This is a genomic window from Chryseobacterium sp. L12, from assembly GCF_056133985.1.
This window is the reverse complement of record NZ_JBVYOF010000028.1, coordinates 79716-97162: the sequence shown is the minus strand read 5'-3', so window position 1 is coordinate 97162 and position 17447 is coordinate 79716. Positions and strand designations below refer to the sequence as shown.

The 17447-nt window shown below is 30.5% G+C and carries 12 protein-coding genes and 1 tRNA gene; 5 read left to right on the top strand and 8 right to left on the bottom strand.

Annotation, left to right across the window (positions count from 1 at the left end; all coding sequences use genetic code 11):
• Positions 1 to 40: 40 nt before the first annotated feature.
• Both AC0NBN_RS14865 and AC0NBN_RS14860 read left to right on the top strand, forming a co-directional pair.
• On the top strand, positions 41 to 1720 hold the full coding sequence (locus AC0NBN_RS14865) for a DUF262 domain-containing protein (RefSeq protein ID WP_160812100.1): 1680 nt from the start codon (positions 41 to 43) through the stop codon (positions 1718 to 1720).
• Position 1721: 1 nt separating this feature from the next.
• Positions 1722 to 3689, top strand: a complete 1968-nt coding sequence (locus tag AC0NBN_RS14860) for a DUF262 domain-containing protein (protein WP_160812099.1) — start codon at positions 1722 to 1724, stop codon at positions 3687 to 3689.
• 100 nt (positions 3690 to 3789) lie between these two features.
• On the opposite strand, the gene AC0NBN_RS14855 is transcribed toward AC0NBN_RS14860, so the two are convergent.
• The 7 genes from AC0NBN_RS14855 to mce form a co-directional block, all read right to left on the bottom strand.
• A complete protein-coding gene (locus tag AC0NBN_RS14855; protein ID WP_160812098.1) occupies positions 3790 to 5484 on the bottom strand; it encodes an NERD domain-containing protein in 1695 nt (564 codons plus the stop codon).
• 58 nt (positions 5485 to 5542) lie between these two features.
• On the bottom strand, positions 5543 to 6766 hold the full coding sequence (locus AC0NBN_RS14850; RefSeq protein ID WP_160812097.1) for a DUF3871 family protein: 1224 nt from the start codon (positions 6764 to 6766) through the stop codon (positions 5543 to 5545).
• Complete coding sequence (locus AC0NBN_RS14845; protein WP_160812096.1) at positions 6744 to 7745, bottom strand: AAA family ATPase; 1002 nt, start codon at positions 7743 to 7745, stop codon at positions 6744 to 6746. The genes AC0NBN_RS14850 and AC0NBN_RS14845 overlap by 23 nt, the downstream gene beginning before the upstream one ends.
• Before the next feature lie 419 nt (positions 7746 to 8164).
• Complete coding sequence (locus tag AC0NBN_RS14840) at positions 8165 to 10681, bottom strand: DEAD/DEAH box helicase family protein (protein WP_160812095.1); 2517 nt, start codon at positions 10679 to 10681, stop codon at positions 8165 to 8167.
• 55 nt (positions 10682 to 10736) lie between these two features.
• A complete protein-coding gene (locus tag AC0NBN_RS14835) occupies positions 10737 to 11936 on the bottom strand; it encodes a site-specific integrase (protein WP_160812094.1) in 1200 nt (399 codons plus the stop codon).
• 189 nt (positions 11937 to 12125) lie between these two features.
• Positions 12126 to 12199 (bottom strand) — tRNA-Ile (locus AC0NBN_RS14830).
• 64 nt (positions 12200 to 12263) lie between these two features.
• Positions 12264 to 12659, bottom strand: coding sequence for a methylmalonyl-CoA epimerase (mce, locus tag AC0NBN_RS14825; protein ID WP_160812093.1), 396 nt, complete (start codon positions 12657 to 12659; stop codon positions 12264 to 12266).
• A gap of 251 nt (positions 12660 to 12910) precedes the next feature.
• On the opposite strand from mce, the gene rbfA reads away from it, so the two are divergent.
• Genes rbfA through AC0NBN_RS14810 form a run of 3 tightly spaced genes read left to right on the top strand, consistent with a single transcriptional unit; the run spans position 12911 to position 16316 of the window.
• Positions 12911 to 13270, top strand: coding sequence for a 30S ribosome-binding factor RbfA (gene rbfA / locus AC0NBN_RS14820; RefSeq protein WP_160812092.1), 360 nt, complete (start codon positions 12911 to 12913; stop codon positions 13268 to 13270).
• A 6-nt stretch (positions 13271 to 13276) separates the two neighbouring features.
• On the top strand, positions 13277 to 14482 hold the full coding sequence (locus AC0NBN_RS14815; protein WP_160812091.1) for an ABC transporter permease: 1206 nt from the start codon (positions 13277 to 13279) through the stop codon (positions 14480 to 14482).
• 49 nt (positions 14483 to 14531) lie between these two features.
• Positions 14532 to 16316, top strand: a complete 1785-nt coding sequence (locus tag AC0NBN_RS14810; protein WP_160812090.1) for an endonuclease — start codon at positions 14532 to 14534, stop codon at positions 16314 to 16316.
• 114 nt (positions 16317 to 16430) lie between these two features.
• Here the strand turns inward: AC0NBN_RS14810 and AC0NBN_RS14805 are convergent, their stop codons facing one another.
• Positions 16431 to 17348, bottom strand: coding sequence for an acyltransferase family protein (locus AC0NBN_RS14805; RefSeq protein ID WP_160812089.1), 918 nt, complete (start codon positions 17346 to 17348; stop codon positions 16431 to 16433).
• Between the last annotated feature and the right edge of the window lie 99 nt (positions 17349 to 17447).

The window sequence follows — 17447 nt, the reverse complement described above, 5'->3', positions numbered from 1 at the left end:
AACTGCGTGATTTGGGTTAATTAAACCCGAAAGAGAATAAATGGAAAATAGTCTATCACTTAAAACTATTAATGAACTTCAAGAATTTGATTTTTTTATTCCAAAATATCAGCGAGGCTATAGATGGTCAGTAAATGAAATAGAAGATCTATTAAAAGATATTGCTGACTTTAAGCCTAAAGAAGTTCAAAATTCTGATAATAAGACTTGGTACTGTCTACAACCTATTGTTGTAAAAAAAATTAGTGACAATAATTATGAAGTTATAGATGGGCAACAAAGACTTACTTCAATTTACATATTACTTTTTTACTTAAATCAATATTATGCTGAAGATTTTAGAATGAAGCTTTATGAATTGGATTATGAAACCAGACCAACATCAACAGATTTTCTAAAAACAATACATCAAGAAGAAAACTATGATAACATAGATTACTTTTATATGAAAAGAGCTTATGAAGCAATCAAAAGTTGGTTTATGAGCAAAGGAAATGATTTTAATAGAAATGACTTTGAATCAAATTTTAAGTTTAACACTAAAGTTATCTGGTACGAGAGTCAAGAAGAAGATTCTGTAGCCTTATTTACAAGGATTAATATTGGTAAAATCCCCCTTACAAACTCTGAACTAATTAAAGCATTATTTTTAAATAGCTCAAATTTCTCCTTTCATGATGAAAAATTGAAATTAAGGCAATTAGAAATAGCTTCTGAATGGGATGCTATTGAGCAAGCATTACAAAGAGACAAATTCTGGTATTTTCTTACTGCAAATAAAAAAGCGATCAATAGAATAGAATTCATATTTGAATTGATGAATACAGAAATTGACAAGGATGATAAATATTCAACTTTTAGATTTTTTAGTAATAAATTTCAAAGGCATTCAAAAAAAGAAATAGAAGAGGTTTGGGGAGATATTAAAAAGCGTTTTCAAAGATTCAATGAATGGTTTGACAATAGAACATTGTTTCATAAGATAGGGTATCTTATATCTGTTGATTTCATAGATATTAAAGAACTTTATGAAAAATCTTCAGAAATGTCAAAGAGTGAATTTTTAGATTATTTAGATTCACTAATTAAAAGAAGTGTTGAAGATATTTTTATTGATGAATTACAGTATTTTGACAAAGATAATGTGAGAAAAGTATTATTGTTATATAACATTGTTACCATGTTAAATAATGATAAAGATAACTCATATTTTCCCTTTGAGTATTTTAAAAATGGGCAATGGGATATTGAGCATATCACATCAATAAAAAATAACATGCCAGATAAAAACAGGTTTGAATGGATTTCAGATGCAAAAATATTTATTGATTTAGAAAATGAGGAAGGTAGGCAACTGAGGGAAAGAGCAGAAGCACTTTCTGAACAAGATTCAAAAAATGACGAAATATTTAAAATATTGTATGAAGATATTATTGCTCATTTTAACAGTAAAATAATTGATGATGATTTAAATGATATATCTAATTTAACTTTATTAGATTCAGAAACTAATAGAAGTTATAAAAATGCAGTCTTTCCCCTAAAAAGAAAAACTATTATAGATCGAGATAAAAATGGGATATTTATTCCACTTTGTACAAAAAATGTTTTTTTAAAATATTTTAGTGATTATCCTCCTAAGATTTCATTTTGGACACAAGAAGACAGAGTGAATTATGAAAATGATTTAAAGAAAATATTATCAAATTATCTAGCTTAAAATGACAACACAAAATAATATAATTAGTTTTATTGATTTATTAAATAATGAGACTAAAATAGAAATTCCTATCATCCAAAGAGACTATGCACAAGGAAGAGTTGACAAAAAGGACCTCAGACAAAATTTTTTAAATGCTATATATGATAGTTTAGTTTCGAGCAAACCTATACAATTAGATTTTATTTATGGGAGTAAAGTTGATGATAATTTTCAACCTCTTGATGGTCAGCAGAGGCTAACAACATTATATTTACTTCATTGGTATGGTGCTAATAGAAATACCAATTCAGATGAGTTAAAAAAAGAATTATTAAAATTTACTTATGAAACAAGAATATCATCGAGAGAGTTTTGTGAAGCACTAATTAAAAATGATATTGCTATTGTTGAAGGAGAAAAAATAAGTGATAGGATTAGAGATTCTAAATGGTATTTTCTTTCTTGGGATAATGATCCTACAATCAATTCAATGTTAAGAACTTTGGATGATATTCATGATATATTTTTCCCAGTAGAAGACCTTTTAAATAAGTTAATTAAGGAGAAATTATTATCTTTTTATTATGTTTTATTAGAAGACATTGGACTTACTGATGACTTGTATATAAAAATGAATGCTAGAGGTAAGTTATTATCATCATATGAAAACTTTAAGGCAAGTTTTGAAAAGTACATTGAAGATAATAATTGGGAAGAGGATATTGAAAAAAGTAAAACTTTTGCATTTCAGATTGATACTAACTGGACTGATTTTTTCTGGAAAAATTTTAAAAAAAACAATAGTATAGATGTACCATTAATGAAGTTCATTTCAACTTTATTAATGATAAGAATATCATTAGAAAGAAATGCAAATAGGGTTACCTTAATTTCTCAAATCCAAGATAATTTTAATAATATTAAAGCAAATCTAATTAGCAAAGATACTTTTGAGTACATATATAAAAGTTTTGAAATCTACTCTAATCTAGAGAATTTTGATTGCTTAAAATTAAATTTTCCTTTTTGGAGGCATACCCCAACAATTGACTTCTTAAATGAAATTGTAACAACAGATCGAAATGCATCCTACACACAAAAAGTTCTATTTTTTGCTCAAACAGAGTATCTATTAAGAAATCCTGTTTTTGATAAAACTAAATTTGAAGATTGGCTACGAGTTGTAAGAAATATAATTGCTAGAGGAAGTGTTGAGAAAGGGGGTTCTAGACCTGACATAATAAGAAGTCCTGAAACCTTTGATGGAATTATTAATTTGGTTAATGAATTATCAGCAGGATGTGCAGACATCTATAAACATCTTTCTGAAGTAGAAAAAATTAATTCTTCATTTGCAAGGTATCAATCAGATGAAGAAATTAAAAAGGCTAAATTAATTTTAGAATCTGATTCGTACAAAGACATAATCAATAGAATGGAAGATCAAAGCTTCTTTAAAGGCAGGATAGAATTTGCATTTGATTGTATTGACTATGATGGGAATATTGAAAATTTTGAACAAAATAATTTTGAAAAGGTATTAAATATTATTAATGAGCATTTTAATAGTGCTGAAAGTGATAAGATTTCAAATGATATAAGAAGAGCCTTATTGACAATAGAAATAAATAATGAATACTTATTTTATGATTATTGGTCCTCATACTGGTATGTTGGTGACGCTAACAAAAGATGTCTATTAGAGAACTTTAGAGAATTGGAATATTATGTTTATTATACAGACCATGATGTCTATTTGAAAAAATTAATACAACATCTATTTAATAATACTGTTGAAGAAATCATTGATAATTTCACTCCTCCTTCTGGAATGCCTAATTGGAAAATCAGATTAATAAAGGAAAAAGAATTGTTAGATAAAGAAAGTAAATCAAATTATATTGCTATATCAATAGATAATTCATTCTGTTATCTTTTAAAAAGTAAAAGACCTAGAGACATCGCAGGATGTTATAAGGTTGAATAATATCAACTTTCAGATTAAATCGTAAATAATTCATATTATCAGATGTATAAAATTAAAAAAGGCTGTCTAAAAACAGCCTTTTTTATTGGGATATAAGTAACTAATTAAAATTAAGAATATTTGCGTGATATAAATTATCAAAATAGTTCTGTAAAGTTGGCTCTATCAATATAAAATCATGATTACTATTTGCAATTTCTTTAAATTTTTTAGGATTTTTCATATATGATGCACATATATCTAGCTCATCACTTGATATAACCTTTTCATTTAAAAGCTCACGTAATGTTAAATAGTCTATGAATTTAGTCAGTGGATCTTTTGTTTTTTTCTTTAGAGTTAACAAGAATGTTTCTAAATCATCTATTCCTACAGACCAAGGATAGACTAAATCATTAGATTCTCTTTCCAACAGCAAACTTAAATCTATTTGTATAGGACCAAATCTCTCTAAAGTTATGACCAAAGAAAAAATGTCTTTAATATTTTCTGTTTTAATTATTTCTAAAACATTGCCAACTTTATCTTTTATTATCACTTCTTGTTCATTATAGAAACATTTCTCCACCCTATAACATTGATTGTACCCAGCTTGAATACAATCTTTAAACTCAGATTTTATTTTCTTGTAGGCTTTCTCTGTATTTCTTAAGGGTTCCCTAATTTTTGAAGACTTACATTCTATTACAAATGCGTAATTATCACAAATAATTAATAAATCTTGTTCATTACCATTTACATAATAGTTATCATAAAGTCTAAAGTCTTTTGAATCTGAAAAGATTTTCTTAAACAAGGATATAACCTTTTTTTCAAAAACAACTTTTCCTCTTCGGTGATTAAGATGTGTTTTTTCTTTTTGAGTAGTACCTAAAATATCATACAGTATTTTATATAAAGATGTTGGTAATTGCTTTTGATATATATTTAAATATTCATTATCATTCAATTTAATTATTGGCTTCAATTCGAGAGGATTAGTATTTGTATAAAACAAATAGTCTATTTCGTTATTAATATCAATAGAAAATAATTCACAAAAAATATTTGTTTCTTTTTCATTAAACTTACTATAAAAATCTTGTTTTGTAAAGATTAATGCAGAATGAGGTTTTTCATAAAAATCCATAAACAGGTCAAATTCACTAGGTGGTAACTCTGACAATAGTTGATTGAATTCTGTAGATCCTATTTTATTAACCTGATCAAATAAATTTAAGAGTTCTGGTGATTTGATTATTTTGGCATAGCCATTCTTGACTTTTTTACTATATAAGTTTTCAGAATGATTACACATATCAATTAAAGTATTTAATTCTATTCCTAATTTCTCTCTAATTTTATCTTTATAAGGTGAAAACATACTAACAACATGATTTATTTCTTGTTGTCTATAATTTAAAACACCATTTAAAAAATAACTGTAAAATGTACCTTCATGTATAATTATTTTTTTTTGTTCATCAACATTTCCATTTAAATATGAGGGCGTATAGTTTGAACTTAGATAATTACTTATAATACCATTTAATCTCCCAACTACATCAGTTAATATGATTTCATTAGGAACATTGTATTTAAACTCTTCTTTTCCTTTCTCTTTACTACTTAGTCTTAAAGCAATAAGGTATAGTGAATCTTTAAGTTTAGATTTCATTATTTCAGAAAACCCAGTAGCACCTCTAAAGTTATTGTTGCGAATAAAATCAGCTAAAAAAGTCACAAAACTTTCTTTTGTGTACCTTGAAATTATTGATTGTATCTCTTTAGACTTACCTGCTATGTCAAATATCATTGTTTTGTTGATTTTTATAAATATATTAAAAGTATCCCATATTTCTATGGGATACATCTCAACTCAAAAACCAATGATAATAAGAACTACCATTGAGTATTTTCTGAATACCTTTTGTAAATTCAAAAGCACTCAAATTTCTATCTAGGAAAGTATCTATGTAAGAAGACTTATTAGCCTGTGTGAAGAGATTATAAACATCCCATAGATTAATTCTACCATCCTCTAATCTACAGAAGTTCTTATCTTCATAATAATCCTTTGCCATAGTATTAATATGACTGTCATTAAAGTTTAACAAAGGAATATTCTGTTTTTCAGACTTGGGTAAATGCTGATACAATCTACTTCTACCTATAAGCTGAGCAAACTGATGATCTGAAAGATAATCCTGTGTAAGCTCTTTCATTTCCATGAGATGAAGCTCTGCATTATAATTCTGCATGGTTTCTAAAGCCTTAGAATATAAATCTTGTGAACTTCCAACTTTCATATCTTCTACAAATCCATCACTACTAACACAGAGATTCATACAAACTTGATTTTGAAAACCTATGAAGAACTTGAACTTTTCCAGAGACTTCTTATTGTAAAGGTTTTCCAAATTGTAACTTCGTACTCCTCCAATGGTAAGAGAAAGTTCATTTCCATTTACAATATCCGTAATAGTTGGAACTTTTACAATGAATGCCATTCTCTCATAGTACATAGTCTTTTCATGTTCTAAAAGTTCCTTTACAGGCTTATGGATTGCACTTGGAATTCTGCCTTTTATTTGGTGAGAAACCTTAATTTCGGGTTCTGTAATACGGTGATGTGGAAAAACTTTCTGAACAGCACTTAAAACAACTTCAATAAACTCCTGATGTGCAATAGTTTTTTCATTGTCCTTACTAAATACAGGAATGATACAATCATTTTGTAGATGATGTAATGTTGCTTCTGATGTGTTGGCAACAATAAAAGGTTTATGCTGATTGTCTCCACTTTTATCTAGCTCAGCAGAGGTATCGCCATAATTCTGTTCCTTTGAAACAGGTATTAAAAAAGCCTGAACTACTTTTTTAGGTTCAGGCTTAGATTCTTCATTCATCTTGCTGGGATAGAATACTTTTGCATCTTCAAAGCTCTCATTATCATCTAGGAAAATGTCTCTAATTGATTTATTTTCTACAGAAGTAGTATTGCTTACACTTCTCAGCTTTAGATTTACAGGGGCTTCTTGAGGTCTTACACTTACCTCTATAATGTTGGGAGTTTTACTGAAACTTTGAGTGTCCATTTTGTGAAAAGTTTTGAGGGTTGGTTAGATTGGTAATTAATGATTTTTTAGCTTCAAAATCTACTTTTAAACTAGCTTGAAACTGAGGAAATGCTTTGTAAAGAGTATATAATTCTTGAATGGTATTACACTTTCCAATAGATTCAAATACCTCTAATTCAGAAGTATCTGATAAGTCCTGACTTGGAATAAATCCATTTTCATTATCATGACACTCAAAAGCATCCTTTGGGTTTATTTGAGGCATAGAGTTTCTTCCTGTAAAACTCGGGGCAAAACTTGGAGTCTGATTAGTTTTTGAGCCTGAATTACACCAATCTAAAATCAGCTTTCCTGTATCAGAAGTAATAAGAAATTCAGGCTTATTCATAAATAATCCTGTTCTGTCCTTTGAAGCCTTAGCAAGATGATTCTCATTGATAAGCTCAAAGTTAATAGTTAGCTCATATTCAAAACCATCTCTTGTGATTTCTTTAGTTCCATGTTTTACTACCTGTGTTTTACCATTGCTTCCAACATCAAGAGAATAGTCAATCTTTCTCCTCGTAGTAGTAATGATATGGCAATTAGATTGTAGAATCTTATTGATAAAGGCTTGGTGTCTTGGAGTTATATTTGCCCAATCTTGAAATCTTCCACCTAACTTCTCGTGGATTTCTAAGCAACCTCCTGTACCATTCCATTCATGGGATGCACTATCAATAATTACCACTGAAATGTTAGATTTCTCACATAATTCAATTGCCTGAATGTACCTTTCAGGTGAATAAGGAGCTTGTAGATCCAATACATTATAGTTTCCTAAATCAGAATATAAGGAAGCAGAAGAGTTTTCAGTATCTATTACTGCTATTTTACTCCAATCTTGTGTCATTCCATAGGCTAATAATAAGGCTGATTTGGTCTTTCCAAATCCACTAGCTCCAGACAAGCCAAGTCTTAACTTGACTTGTTGTCTTTGTGATTGCTTTAATTGCATAATTTTTAAAATTTAGAAGGTTGAAAAATGAATTATTTTATGAGTGAATTACAATTTGGCTATTAGCTTCAAATATTTATGAATAGGGCTAAAGCTATTGATATTGTCCTGAAAAATTTGTAATTTTGTATACCAAAAGTTTTGGAACAAAACTACAACAGAGTTGTCCTCCTCTGAATTCGTGCGTTGTTAAATCATAGATTTTTAAGATTGGGGAGATTTAAAAAGAACCCCTTGTGTCATTAGCTGAAAACTATCCATTTTAAGGCTAGTACAGCAGGAGGGTAATATATTCTTCATACAGAAAAGAGAATTAAACTAAAATAATAAATCCCTGTGCTTCTAGAGTACAGGGATTATATTTTTCACACGTCCATTTTTCCCAAAACCTATATATATACTTAGGGATTATGGACGGATTAATTTCTTCTTATTTGTTCTGTTATATTTTTTACTTCTTCCTCAGAAAGTGCATTTGCCTCAAAAAAGCCTTCAGGTAAAGTTTCATAGTCATAATCAGGCTGAGAAACATAATCTACTACTCCATAACTAGGAATAGGTTTAATGTGATGAATTTTCTTTCCATTTCTTCTATCTCCTGTAGCTTCTTTATAGTTTTCAGTCTTATAAAAGTCTGCTATAAGGATACTATACAGAGATTCAATTTGTTTATCTCTTTCTTTTTTCAAAAGCCTATCCTTAAACTCATATTTTGCCAGTATGTCATCTTCTTCTAGGAAATGTTTTAGCATTTCCCCAAATTCTTCTATTCTGTCTTGTGGGATAAAATCAGCATGAGGCTTATTTAATACAAATTGAAATGTGCCTTGTTGTTGAGTGGTAATAGTTTGTTCTGAATTGATTATTTGTTGCCTTAGAAATGATAAAAATTTAAAAGCTTTAAGTCTTCTAGTGGCTAATGGATTGTTCTGAACATCATCAATGTTTATTCTTTCAGCATGAGCTAAACCTTCAAGAAAATATTGGCTTCTATCATATTGTCCATCATAAAGCTCTCCATCTTTAAAATACTTATACTTATTCACTGGATTATTGGGGTAACCAAAATGTTGTACAAAGCTAAGAAGTTGTAATTCAAAATTTTTGTTGTGCTTAGCTGTTCCATTCTTCTTTAAAGGTAGATTTTGCCCACTAGAAGTTTGCAATATAAGTTGAAAGTTATTGAATAAATCATCTCTGAATATGTTATAAAACTGCGAATCATTATAAAAATAATATATATGCATTCTCTTATCATCTTTGAAGTAGTATGTATTACAATATTCTTTCAATCCCTTTTGTATCTCTCCATATTTAAAGATTAAGGTTGGTATTTTATTATTTGAAACTAGTTTACAATTGATAAATTGGTTGGTAATAGCACAATAGGTGATATAGGAAGATAGATCATTTCCATAGAAATCATATTTTTTAGCTAGTACAGCTTCTCCCTCATCTAGCTTAAATAACCTGTACTCAGGAAAATCTAATCTACCCTTATTTAATCTGTCTAGTGACTTAACAAAATCAATTTCTTGTTTAATATTTTCTTTAATTTCTTTTTCGTAAAAAATACTAAGTAGCTCATCCTGTGATGATAAAGGAAGGTATTTCACTTTATACTCTACTTCTTGGAGATCCATTACTGAAGTATAAAATTCTTCGAATGTTTCTTTCTTTTCTACTTCCTCAAACTGTAAGGATTCAAAGTCAAAATCTTTTGGTTTGGGGAGAATGAGATGTATTTCTCCTTTTGCTCTTTGTCTTGCTAGTGCCTGAATAATAGAATTTATACCTCCAGAGAATATTCCATAGTTGTTTTTAAAAGGCATTTTAGCTCCTTTAGGGGGTAAAATAATAACATAAGCGTGATTTTCCTTTTTAATACTTACACCTGTTTTAAAATTGGTACCAACATTACACATACTTGAATTGTATCTGTTTTGGGGTGTAGCCCTATCATTTCTCTGGTTTAGAACTAATTCAGAAGTACAGTTATTTATTCTATCATACTTTGAATATAATTCCTTTCCAATCCCTGACTCTTTATTTTTAATAATATTATCTGCTAGTGTCTTTGAGTAAGATAAGATGTCAATATCCTTACCTAAATAGATTAGCTCTTGTATTAGGTTAGTAATAGTCTTGTCATCATAAGTATAAAACTGTTCATTATTATAGTGTAAAAATAGTTCACTCTGCTTCTCAGGAAACCTAATTCTTTGAGATTCTATGATTTGTATTTTATCCTCAGTCAGCTCAGCAAGGTACTCAATAACAACTTTTGAAGCTTCATTATATGTAGCACTGATGATGTAGTTTTTCAGGATCACATTTCTCCATTTCCAGAGATTGAAAATGTATTTTTCTTTAAAATTATGAATAGCATCATGTATTTCATCATATATAAAGACAACTTTCTTTCCTTGTTTTTCACAATATTTAACTAGCCTATTGATATAATACCTTTTGATACTGGAGTTTATAAAAGCATCCTCTCCGGGATTTCCTAAAAGACAATTTGCTGTAACTATATGAATTCTCTTATGCCAGAAATCTGCTGGTTCTTCATTTCCTAATGTTTCGTACCTAAATACATCTCTTTCAGGGATTTCTTTTTGTAATATATCCTTATGATATTGCTCTACAAGGCTTACAAAAGGAGATGCTAAGAAAACAATATAATCAGTGCTGTCATAGTATTGCTTTACAATATCAATTATTGCTGTAGTTTTACCCTGTCCTACACCTGCGTTAATAATTACAGTATTCTTGTCTTGTAGCTTAAGGTGGCTAACTAAAGGTGTTTTAATATATCCATTACTATCAGGAGAAATAATGATCTTTTCATTAGTCTGGAAGTTGGGAAAATCTTCAGGGTTAATTTGTTTGAATTCAATAGGAAAATCTTCAAAGTGGTTATTAGGTAAATTCATGCTTAATAAAGGTTTAACTGCCTTGTAAAAATACCACAAAGCAGTTAATTTATTGTTATTTTAGTTTAGAATTTAACCTATTCATCTGTTCACCAACCTTGCTCTTAACAACTTTAGCATAGTGATCTTGAGTAATAGTAATTTTTGAATGACCTAGCAACTCTGATACAATCTCCATAGGAACATCATTAAAGAGTAATACTGTTGTAGCAAAGGTTCTTCTTGCTAGATGATGAGTAAGTCTTTTATCCAACCCTACTATATCAGCTATTTCTTTTAAATAAGCATTAAACTTTTGATTACTAAACTTAGGTAAAACTCTCTTTTCATCAACATTACCATATTTTTCAATTATCTTCTTACCTCTAGAGAGTAATGGTATTGATAATAAATGCTGAGTTTTTCCTCTAATCATATTAATCCATTCATTACCATCAAAACCAATTATAATATGAGATTTTTCAAGGTTTACCATTTCATTGTATGCCAAACCTGTATAACAGCAGAAAACAAACATATCTGCAACTATTTGTAATCTCTCTGCTTTAAATTGATACTCTTCAATTTTAGCTAGCTCTTCCCTAGTCAAATAAGTAATTTCTTTTTTGATATGCTTTACTTTGTAGCTTGAAAATGGTTCTTTATGTATAATATCTTGAGATATAGCCAACTTGACTATCTTTCTGAACCTCTGTATCATCTTATTAGTAGTTGCAAGAGCTAAAGACTTCTCTGCCTTTAGGAAGAATTCATAATCTTGAATAAACTTTAAGTCCAAATCTTTGAAATCATAATCTCCTTTATTAAAAGAATATTTAATAAAATCTTTTAATAGTTCTCTTGCTTGTTTAAACTTCCATAAGGTTGATATAGAATATTCCTTATCTATCAGCTTTTCAATTCTATCATTATGTTCTTGAAAGAGCTGTAATATAGTTTTGTTCCTTTTAGGAGTACTTCCTTTATACCGCAAGAAAACATCTTCCACATCAAACTCTTCTGCATTAACCTGTAAAAACAAAAAAGCCTGATTAATTTTATTCTTAATCAGGCTTAATTGTGTATTAATAGTTTCATTTTCAGAATTAGGTGGTTTAACTTTCTGCTGTTTGTTATCCCAGTTTTGAGGATTAATAAATAACCCTGTAGCAAAAGGTTTTCTCTCCCCCATGTAAGTAATCCTACACTTTAAGGGAGCTAGACCTTTACTATTAGATTTTGATTTATCTAATACAAATAATATTTTAATTGTCATTTTTCTAGTATTAATGAGGGTTATAATGGGGTTCCTATTTCTCAGGATGGGGTTCCTTTTGGGGATCTTTTTATTGTAGATTTAAAAGATAATGAGAGTGATCTAGAAAAAAAGAAGAATATAAAACCTTGATTTTAAGGCATAAAAAAAGCCCAACAAACTTGACGTTTTGTTTGGGCTCTTAAAAAGTGGTCCCACCTGGGCTCGAACCAGGGACCACCTGATTATGAGTCAGGTGCTCTAACCAACTGAGCTATAGGACCGCAAAACTGGTTAAATTTTGTGTTTGCAAAAATAGTAAAAATTATTTCTCTACAAAATATTTTTTTACTTTTCTTGACAAAGTTCTACAAGCACGCCATTGGTAGATTTAGGATGTAGAAAGACAACTAATTTATTATCAGCACCTTCTTTAGGCTCTTCCGAAATAAACTGAAATCCTTCTTTTTTTAATCTTTCCACTTCTTCAAAGATATTTTCGACACCAAATGCCAAATGATGAATACCCTCCCCTTTTTTATCAATAAATTTAGCGATAGGACTTTCAGCATTGTTCGCTTCCAGAAGTTCAATTTTACTTTCGCCAGTTTCGTAAAACGATGTTGTTACGCCTTCCCTTTCAACTGTTTCTTTTTTGTAGGATTCTTTTCCTAAAAGTTTGGCAAAAAGTTCATCTGAAACTCCCAAAGATTTCACAGCAATACCAATATGCTCTAATTTCATACGTAAATATTATTTCTTTTATTGTTTATTATTCGTTGTTTTCAGCGGTACTTATAGCAAAATTGACCGATAAACTATTTTTTACGAAATCATATGATTGTTTACATTGTATCATAGGCTTTTATTACAGAGGATTTAAAGTAAAACAATATGAATTTTGTGATTGTCCTAAAATTTTAAAACAAGTTTATTATCTTGTATTCCAATTTCAGCCGATCAATTCAAACAAAAGTACTAAATTTGCATAAATTATGGAAACTAACAGACAAAGAAAAGTAGCACAGATTATACAGGAAGATTTCGCAGAACTTTTCCGAAAGCAGTCGTCAGAAAGCAAACAAAATATTCTTGTTTCTGTTTCTGACGTGAAAGTAACTCCTGATCTTGGGATTGCCAAAATTTATCTCAGCATATTTCCACAGGAATTTCGCACTGCAATAATGAAAGAAATCGAAGAAAACAAACCACAATACCGCAACTTTATAGGTCAGAAAATGGCAAAACAAGTGCGTATCATTCCTCAATTGAATTTCTATCTTGACACTACATTGGATGATGTAGAGAGAATTGAGAAAGAATTACGTGGAGAAGGCGAAAACCCGGTTTTATAACTCGCTTTGAGAAACATTGCATTTTATATCGCCTCACGCTACCTTTTATCAAAAAAAGGAAGTACTGCTGTAACATTTATTACCTGGCTTGCTGCCGTGGCGATGAGTGTTGCGGTTGCAGCAATGTTTGTGATTATATCGGTTTTTTCAGGACTCGAAGATTTTAATAAAAATCTTATTTCCAATCTTCATGCTGATCTTACAATTAAAAGTACATCTGGTAAGACCATCCAGAATTTCAGCAAAATCAATGAAATTTTAAAGAAAGAAAAAGAAATTGCCGATTTTTCCAGAATTATAGAAGAGAAAGCTTACGTAAGCTTTAACGGTAAAGGTGATATTGCATATTTGCGGGGAGTAGATACCAATTATACCAAAGTAAATCCTGTCAACAAAAATATTTTCTACGGTAAATACCCATCTTTTGAATATACCAATGAGGTAATCATGGAACATAATCTACAGAACAGACTGGGAATAGCTGTAGATTCCGAAACTGATTTCACCACTGTTTTTATGCCTAAATCAGGGACGGGAATCATCAATAAAGAAGAAGATATCTACAATAAAAGAGAGATTATCGTTACCGGTATTTTTCCTGGAAATGAACAGCTCAACAGTTATATCATTGCTCCAGTTGAACTTACAGAAGAACTTCTGGGTCTTCCAAAAAACTCAGCGTATCAAATAGTTATTAAATTAAAAAATCCGCAAAATGCAGATTCGGTAAAGCAAGATTTACTAAAAAAAATTGGCGGAAATATTGAAATTAAAACAAAAGAAGAAGAAAATGCAGCATTCTGGAAGATGATTAACACCGAAAAGCTGTTTATCTATCTTATTTTTGCTCTAGTTATTTTCATTACTACTTTTAATCTTGCAGGAGCTATTATCATTCTTCAGCTGGATAAAAAAGAACAGGCAAAATCACTGATTTCGTTAGGTTTTCCGTTGAGCCATCTTAGAATGACCTATTTCTATACCGGTATTCTGATCGTTGTTACAGGTATTATTACAGGATTGCTTTTGGGAACAGCCCTGTGTTATTTTCAGATTTACACCGAATTATTTAAAGCTGTAGAAGATTTACCATTTCCGGTGAAGATTGTCACAAAAAATTATTTTACGGTAGCCGCTATTGCAGCCCTATTCGGGATTTTAATCTCCTGGTTTTTTTCAAAAATCAGTAAAAATTATATTACCAAAAATTAATATTTATATAGTAAGAATATTCGTAAATTTGCCGTCCAATTCAAAAAAAATGAAGCAAATTTTTTATTCTCTTCTTATAAGTCTTTTAGCAGTAAGTATATCGGCTCAGGCTCCTGCTAATTATTACAGCACAGCTACCGGAACAGGTGCTACGCTGAAGACTCAATTGAAAAACATCATTACCGCAGGACACAATCCCGGTTCTTATAACGGATTATGGACGGCCTATCAAACTACAGACCGCGATTATTACTACGAAAATGACGGAACAATTTTAGATATCTATTCTGAAAATCCAACAGCTGCAGATCCTTATAACTATACTGTGGGAGCCAATCAGTGTGGCAGCTACAACAGCGAAGCTGATTGCTATAACAGAGAGCACATCGTTCCTCAAAGTTTGTTCAATGAAGCATCACCGATGGTTTCTGATGTGCATTTTATACGTGCTACAGACGGCTATGTAAACAACATGAGGGGAAGTCTTCCTTTTGGTAAAGTTGGAGTTACCAATTATATTTCAAATAACGGATCAAAAAGAGGAAACTCTGTTTCACCGGGATACTCCGGAGTTGTTTTTGAACCTATTGATGAGTTTAAAGGAGATGTTGCCAGAATGATTTTCTATTTTGTGACCAGATACGAAACGCAATTATCTGGCTTCAGCTCAGGAAATATGCTTGGAAATTCTGCTTATCCAGGACTTCAGCAATGGCAGCTGGATCAATTACTGGCTTGGCATGCTTTAGATCCTGTTTCTTCTACTGAAATCGGTAGAAATAATGCTTCTTATGTTTATCAGGGAAACAGAAATCCTTATATTGACAATCCAAATTACGTAAATTTAGTTTGGGGAAGTCCGACAACAGATACCCAGGCTCCGACAGCTCCTTCCAACCTGGTTGCCAATAACCCTACTTCAAGCACAATATCTCTCAGCTGGACAGCTTCTACCGATAATGTGGGCGTTACAGGCTATGCAATTTATGTAAACGGAGTTTTACATTCCACCGTTACTACAACAACAGCAACTATTTCAAACCTGAATCCGTCAACAACATACAGTTTCTATATTATTGCTAAAGATGCAGCCGGAAACTCTTCCGCTCAGAGCAATACTGCCACAGAGACTACTCTCGCAGGATCCGGCGGCGGAAGCGGAACGTGCGGTACAGAAGATTTCTCAAATATCCCTGCTACAAGCAACCCTGCTTACAGTACACAGATATGGACAAACAATAACATTACATGGACTGCAACAGACGCAAGAATTGACCAAACAATTAACGGTAAAGCAATCACTATCAGAAACGGAAATCTTACAAGTTCTACCATTTCTGGAGGTATAGGCAGTTTAACAGTTACTACCAAATTGCCATTCTCGGATTCAGCTGGCAATCTTATTATACAGATCAACGGAAATAATGTGGGAACTATCCCTTTTAGCACCACAGCTACGACCACCACAATCAACAATATTAATGTTTCCAATAATGTTGTTATTAAGATAATCAATGCAGAACAAGGAAAAAGAATTTCTATTGATGATTTAAGCTGGACTTGCTACAATTCATCGTTATCAACTTCAGAAGTATCAAAAGATAAATCTGAGTTTACAATCTATCCTAATCCGGTAAAAAATCAGGAATTATCTGTAAAAGGAGAAAATCTTAAAAACATTACAAAAGCTGAAATCTATGATCTTTCAGGAAAAATGATCAGAAGTATTGAAAATCCTTTCAGACATTCTAATAAAATCAATTTACACGGAATAGTGAAAGGTGTATATATTTTGAAAACTGAGCGTTTTTCTACGAAATTTATTGTAGAATAATACGTTAATAAATATATAAAAGACCGGAATTTCTGTTTCGGTCTTTTTTTATGGATAATCGTTTTCTTCTTTATTAATATGTAATCTCTTGTTAAGCAGCCTTCGGTTATTTAATCATAATAAATATTTGATTCTTTTATTGATTAAGACCAATCCTAAACTTACCGGAATAAGCACCACAATAAAAATTAAAACCCTGTAAGATTCTATTTTGGAGAACCATTCAGACTTCATCAGAAAAGGATGTACAAAATAAATAGCTGTAGATAATGTTGCTAAAATTTTTGAACTGCTTTTGATATATTTTTCCTGTCCGTACAAAAACAGAACGGGACTTGTTAAAAAAAGCGACAGCAGAATATCGGTGCTTTCTTTACTGATGTTATTATAGTTAAAATACGCTTCAGCAATCACCAAAACACAGGAAAGAACTACCACGAGTGTGGAACTTTTGACTTGTGAAAGGTTTATTTTTTCTTTATGAATTAAAAAACCAATACTTAAAAATGGTAAACAGACAAACAGAAAATTACGGTATATTAAATAATTATTAAGTAAAGAATCATTTTCCTTATCGAAGTAATGAAGATTACCCAAAACCTGAATGATATAACCTATGATAAACAAGCCCAGAGCAATACTTAATAAAAAAGCAGAAGAGCTTTTTCTCAAAAGATAAAGTATAATTCCTGAAAAAAAAGTTCCTATGAGATACCACAAATGATGATATCCGAAAATAATAGTAAGGAGAATATTCTCGCTGCTTTTCCAGAAAGAATAATACACCGCCATCCAGATAATGTACAGAACAAATGTCCTGAAAAGCCATTTTTTAAGCTTTTTTGTATCATCAATGTGAAAAAAATAAAACCCTGTAATAATTAAAAAAACAGGAACAGCCACCCTGAAAAGCCCGTTAACCAAAACATAGCTCAATTGCGGATTGCTTTCTTTAAGGAAATTCATGTGCAGAAAGACAACAAAAAAAGCAAGAATAATTTTAAGTACATCTATTGATAAATTTCTGCCCATATATCTGGAATAAATATCTGCAAATTTGCGAAAAATTATTCTATGATATTAAAAAAGTAATACTTCGATCAAAAGTCCTTTAAACACTATGAAAATGGT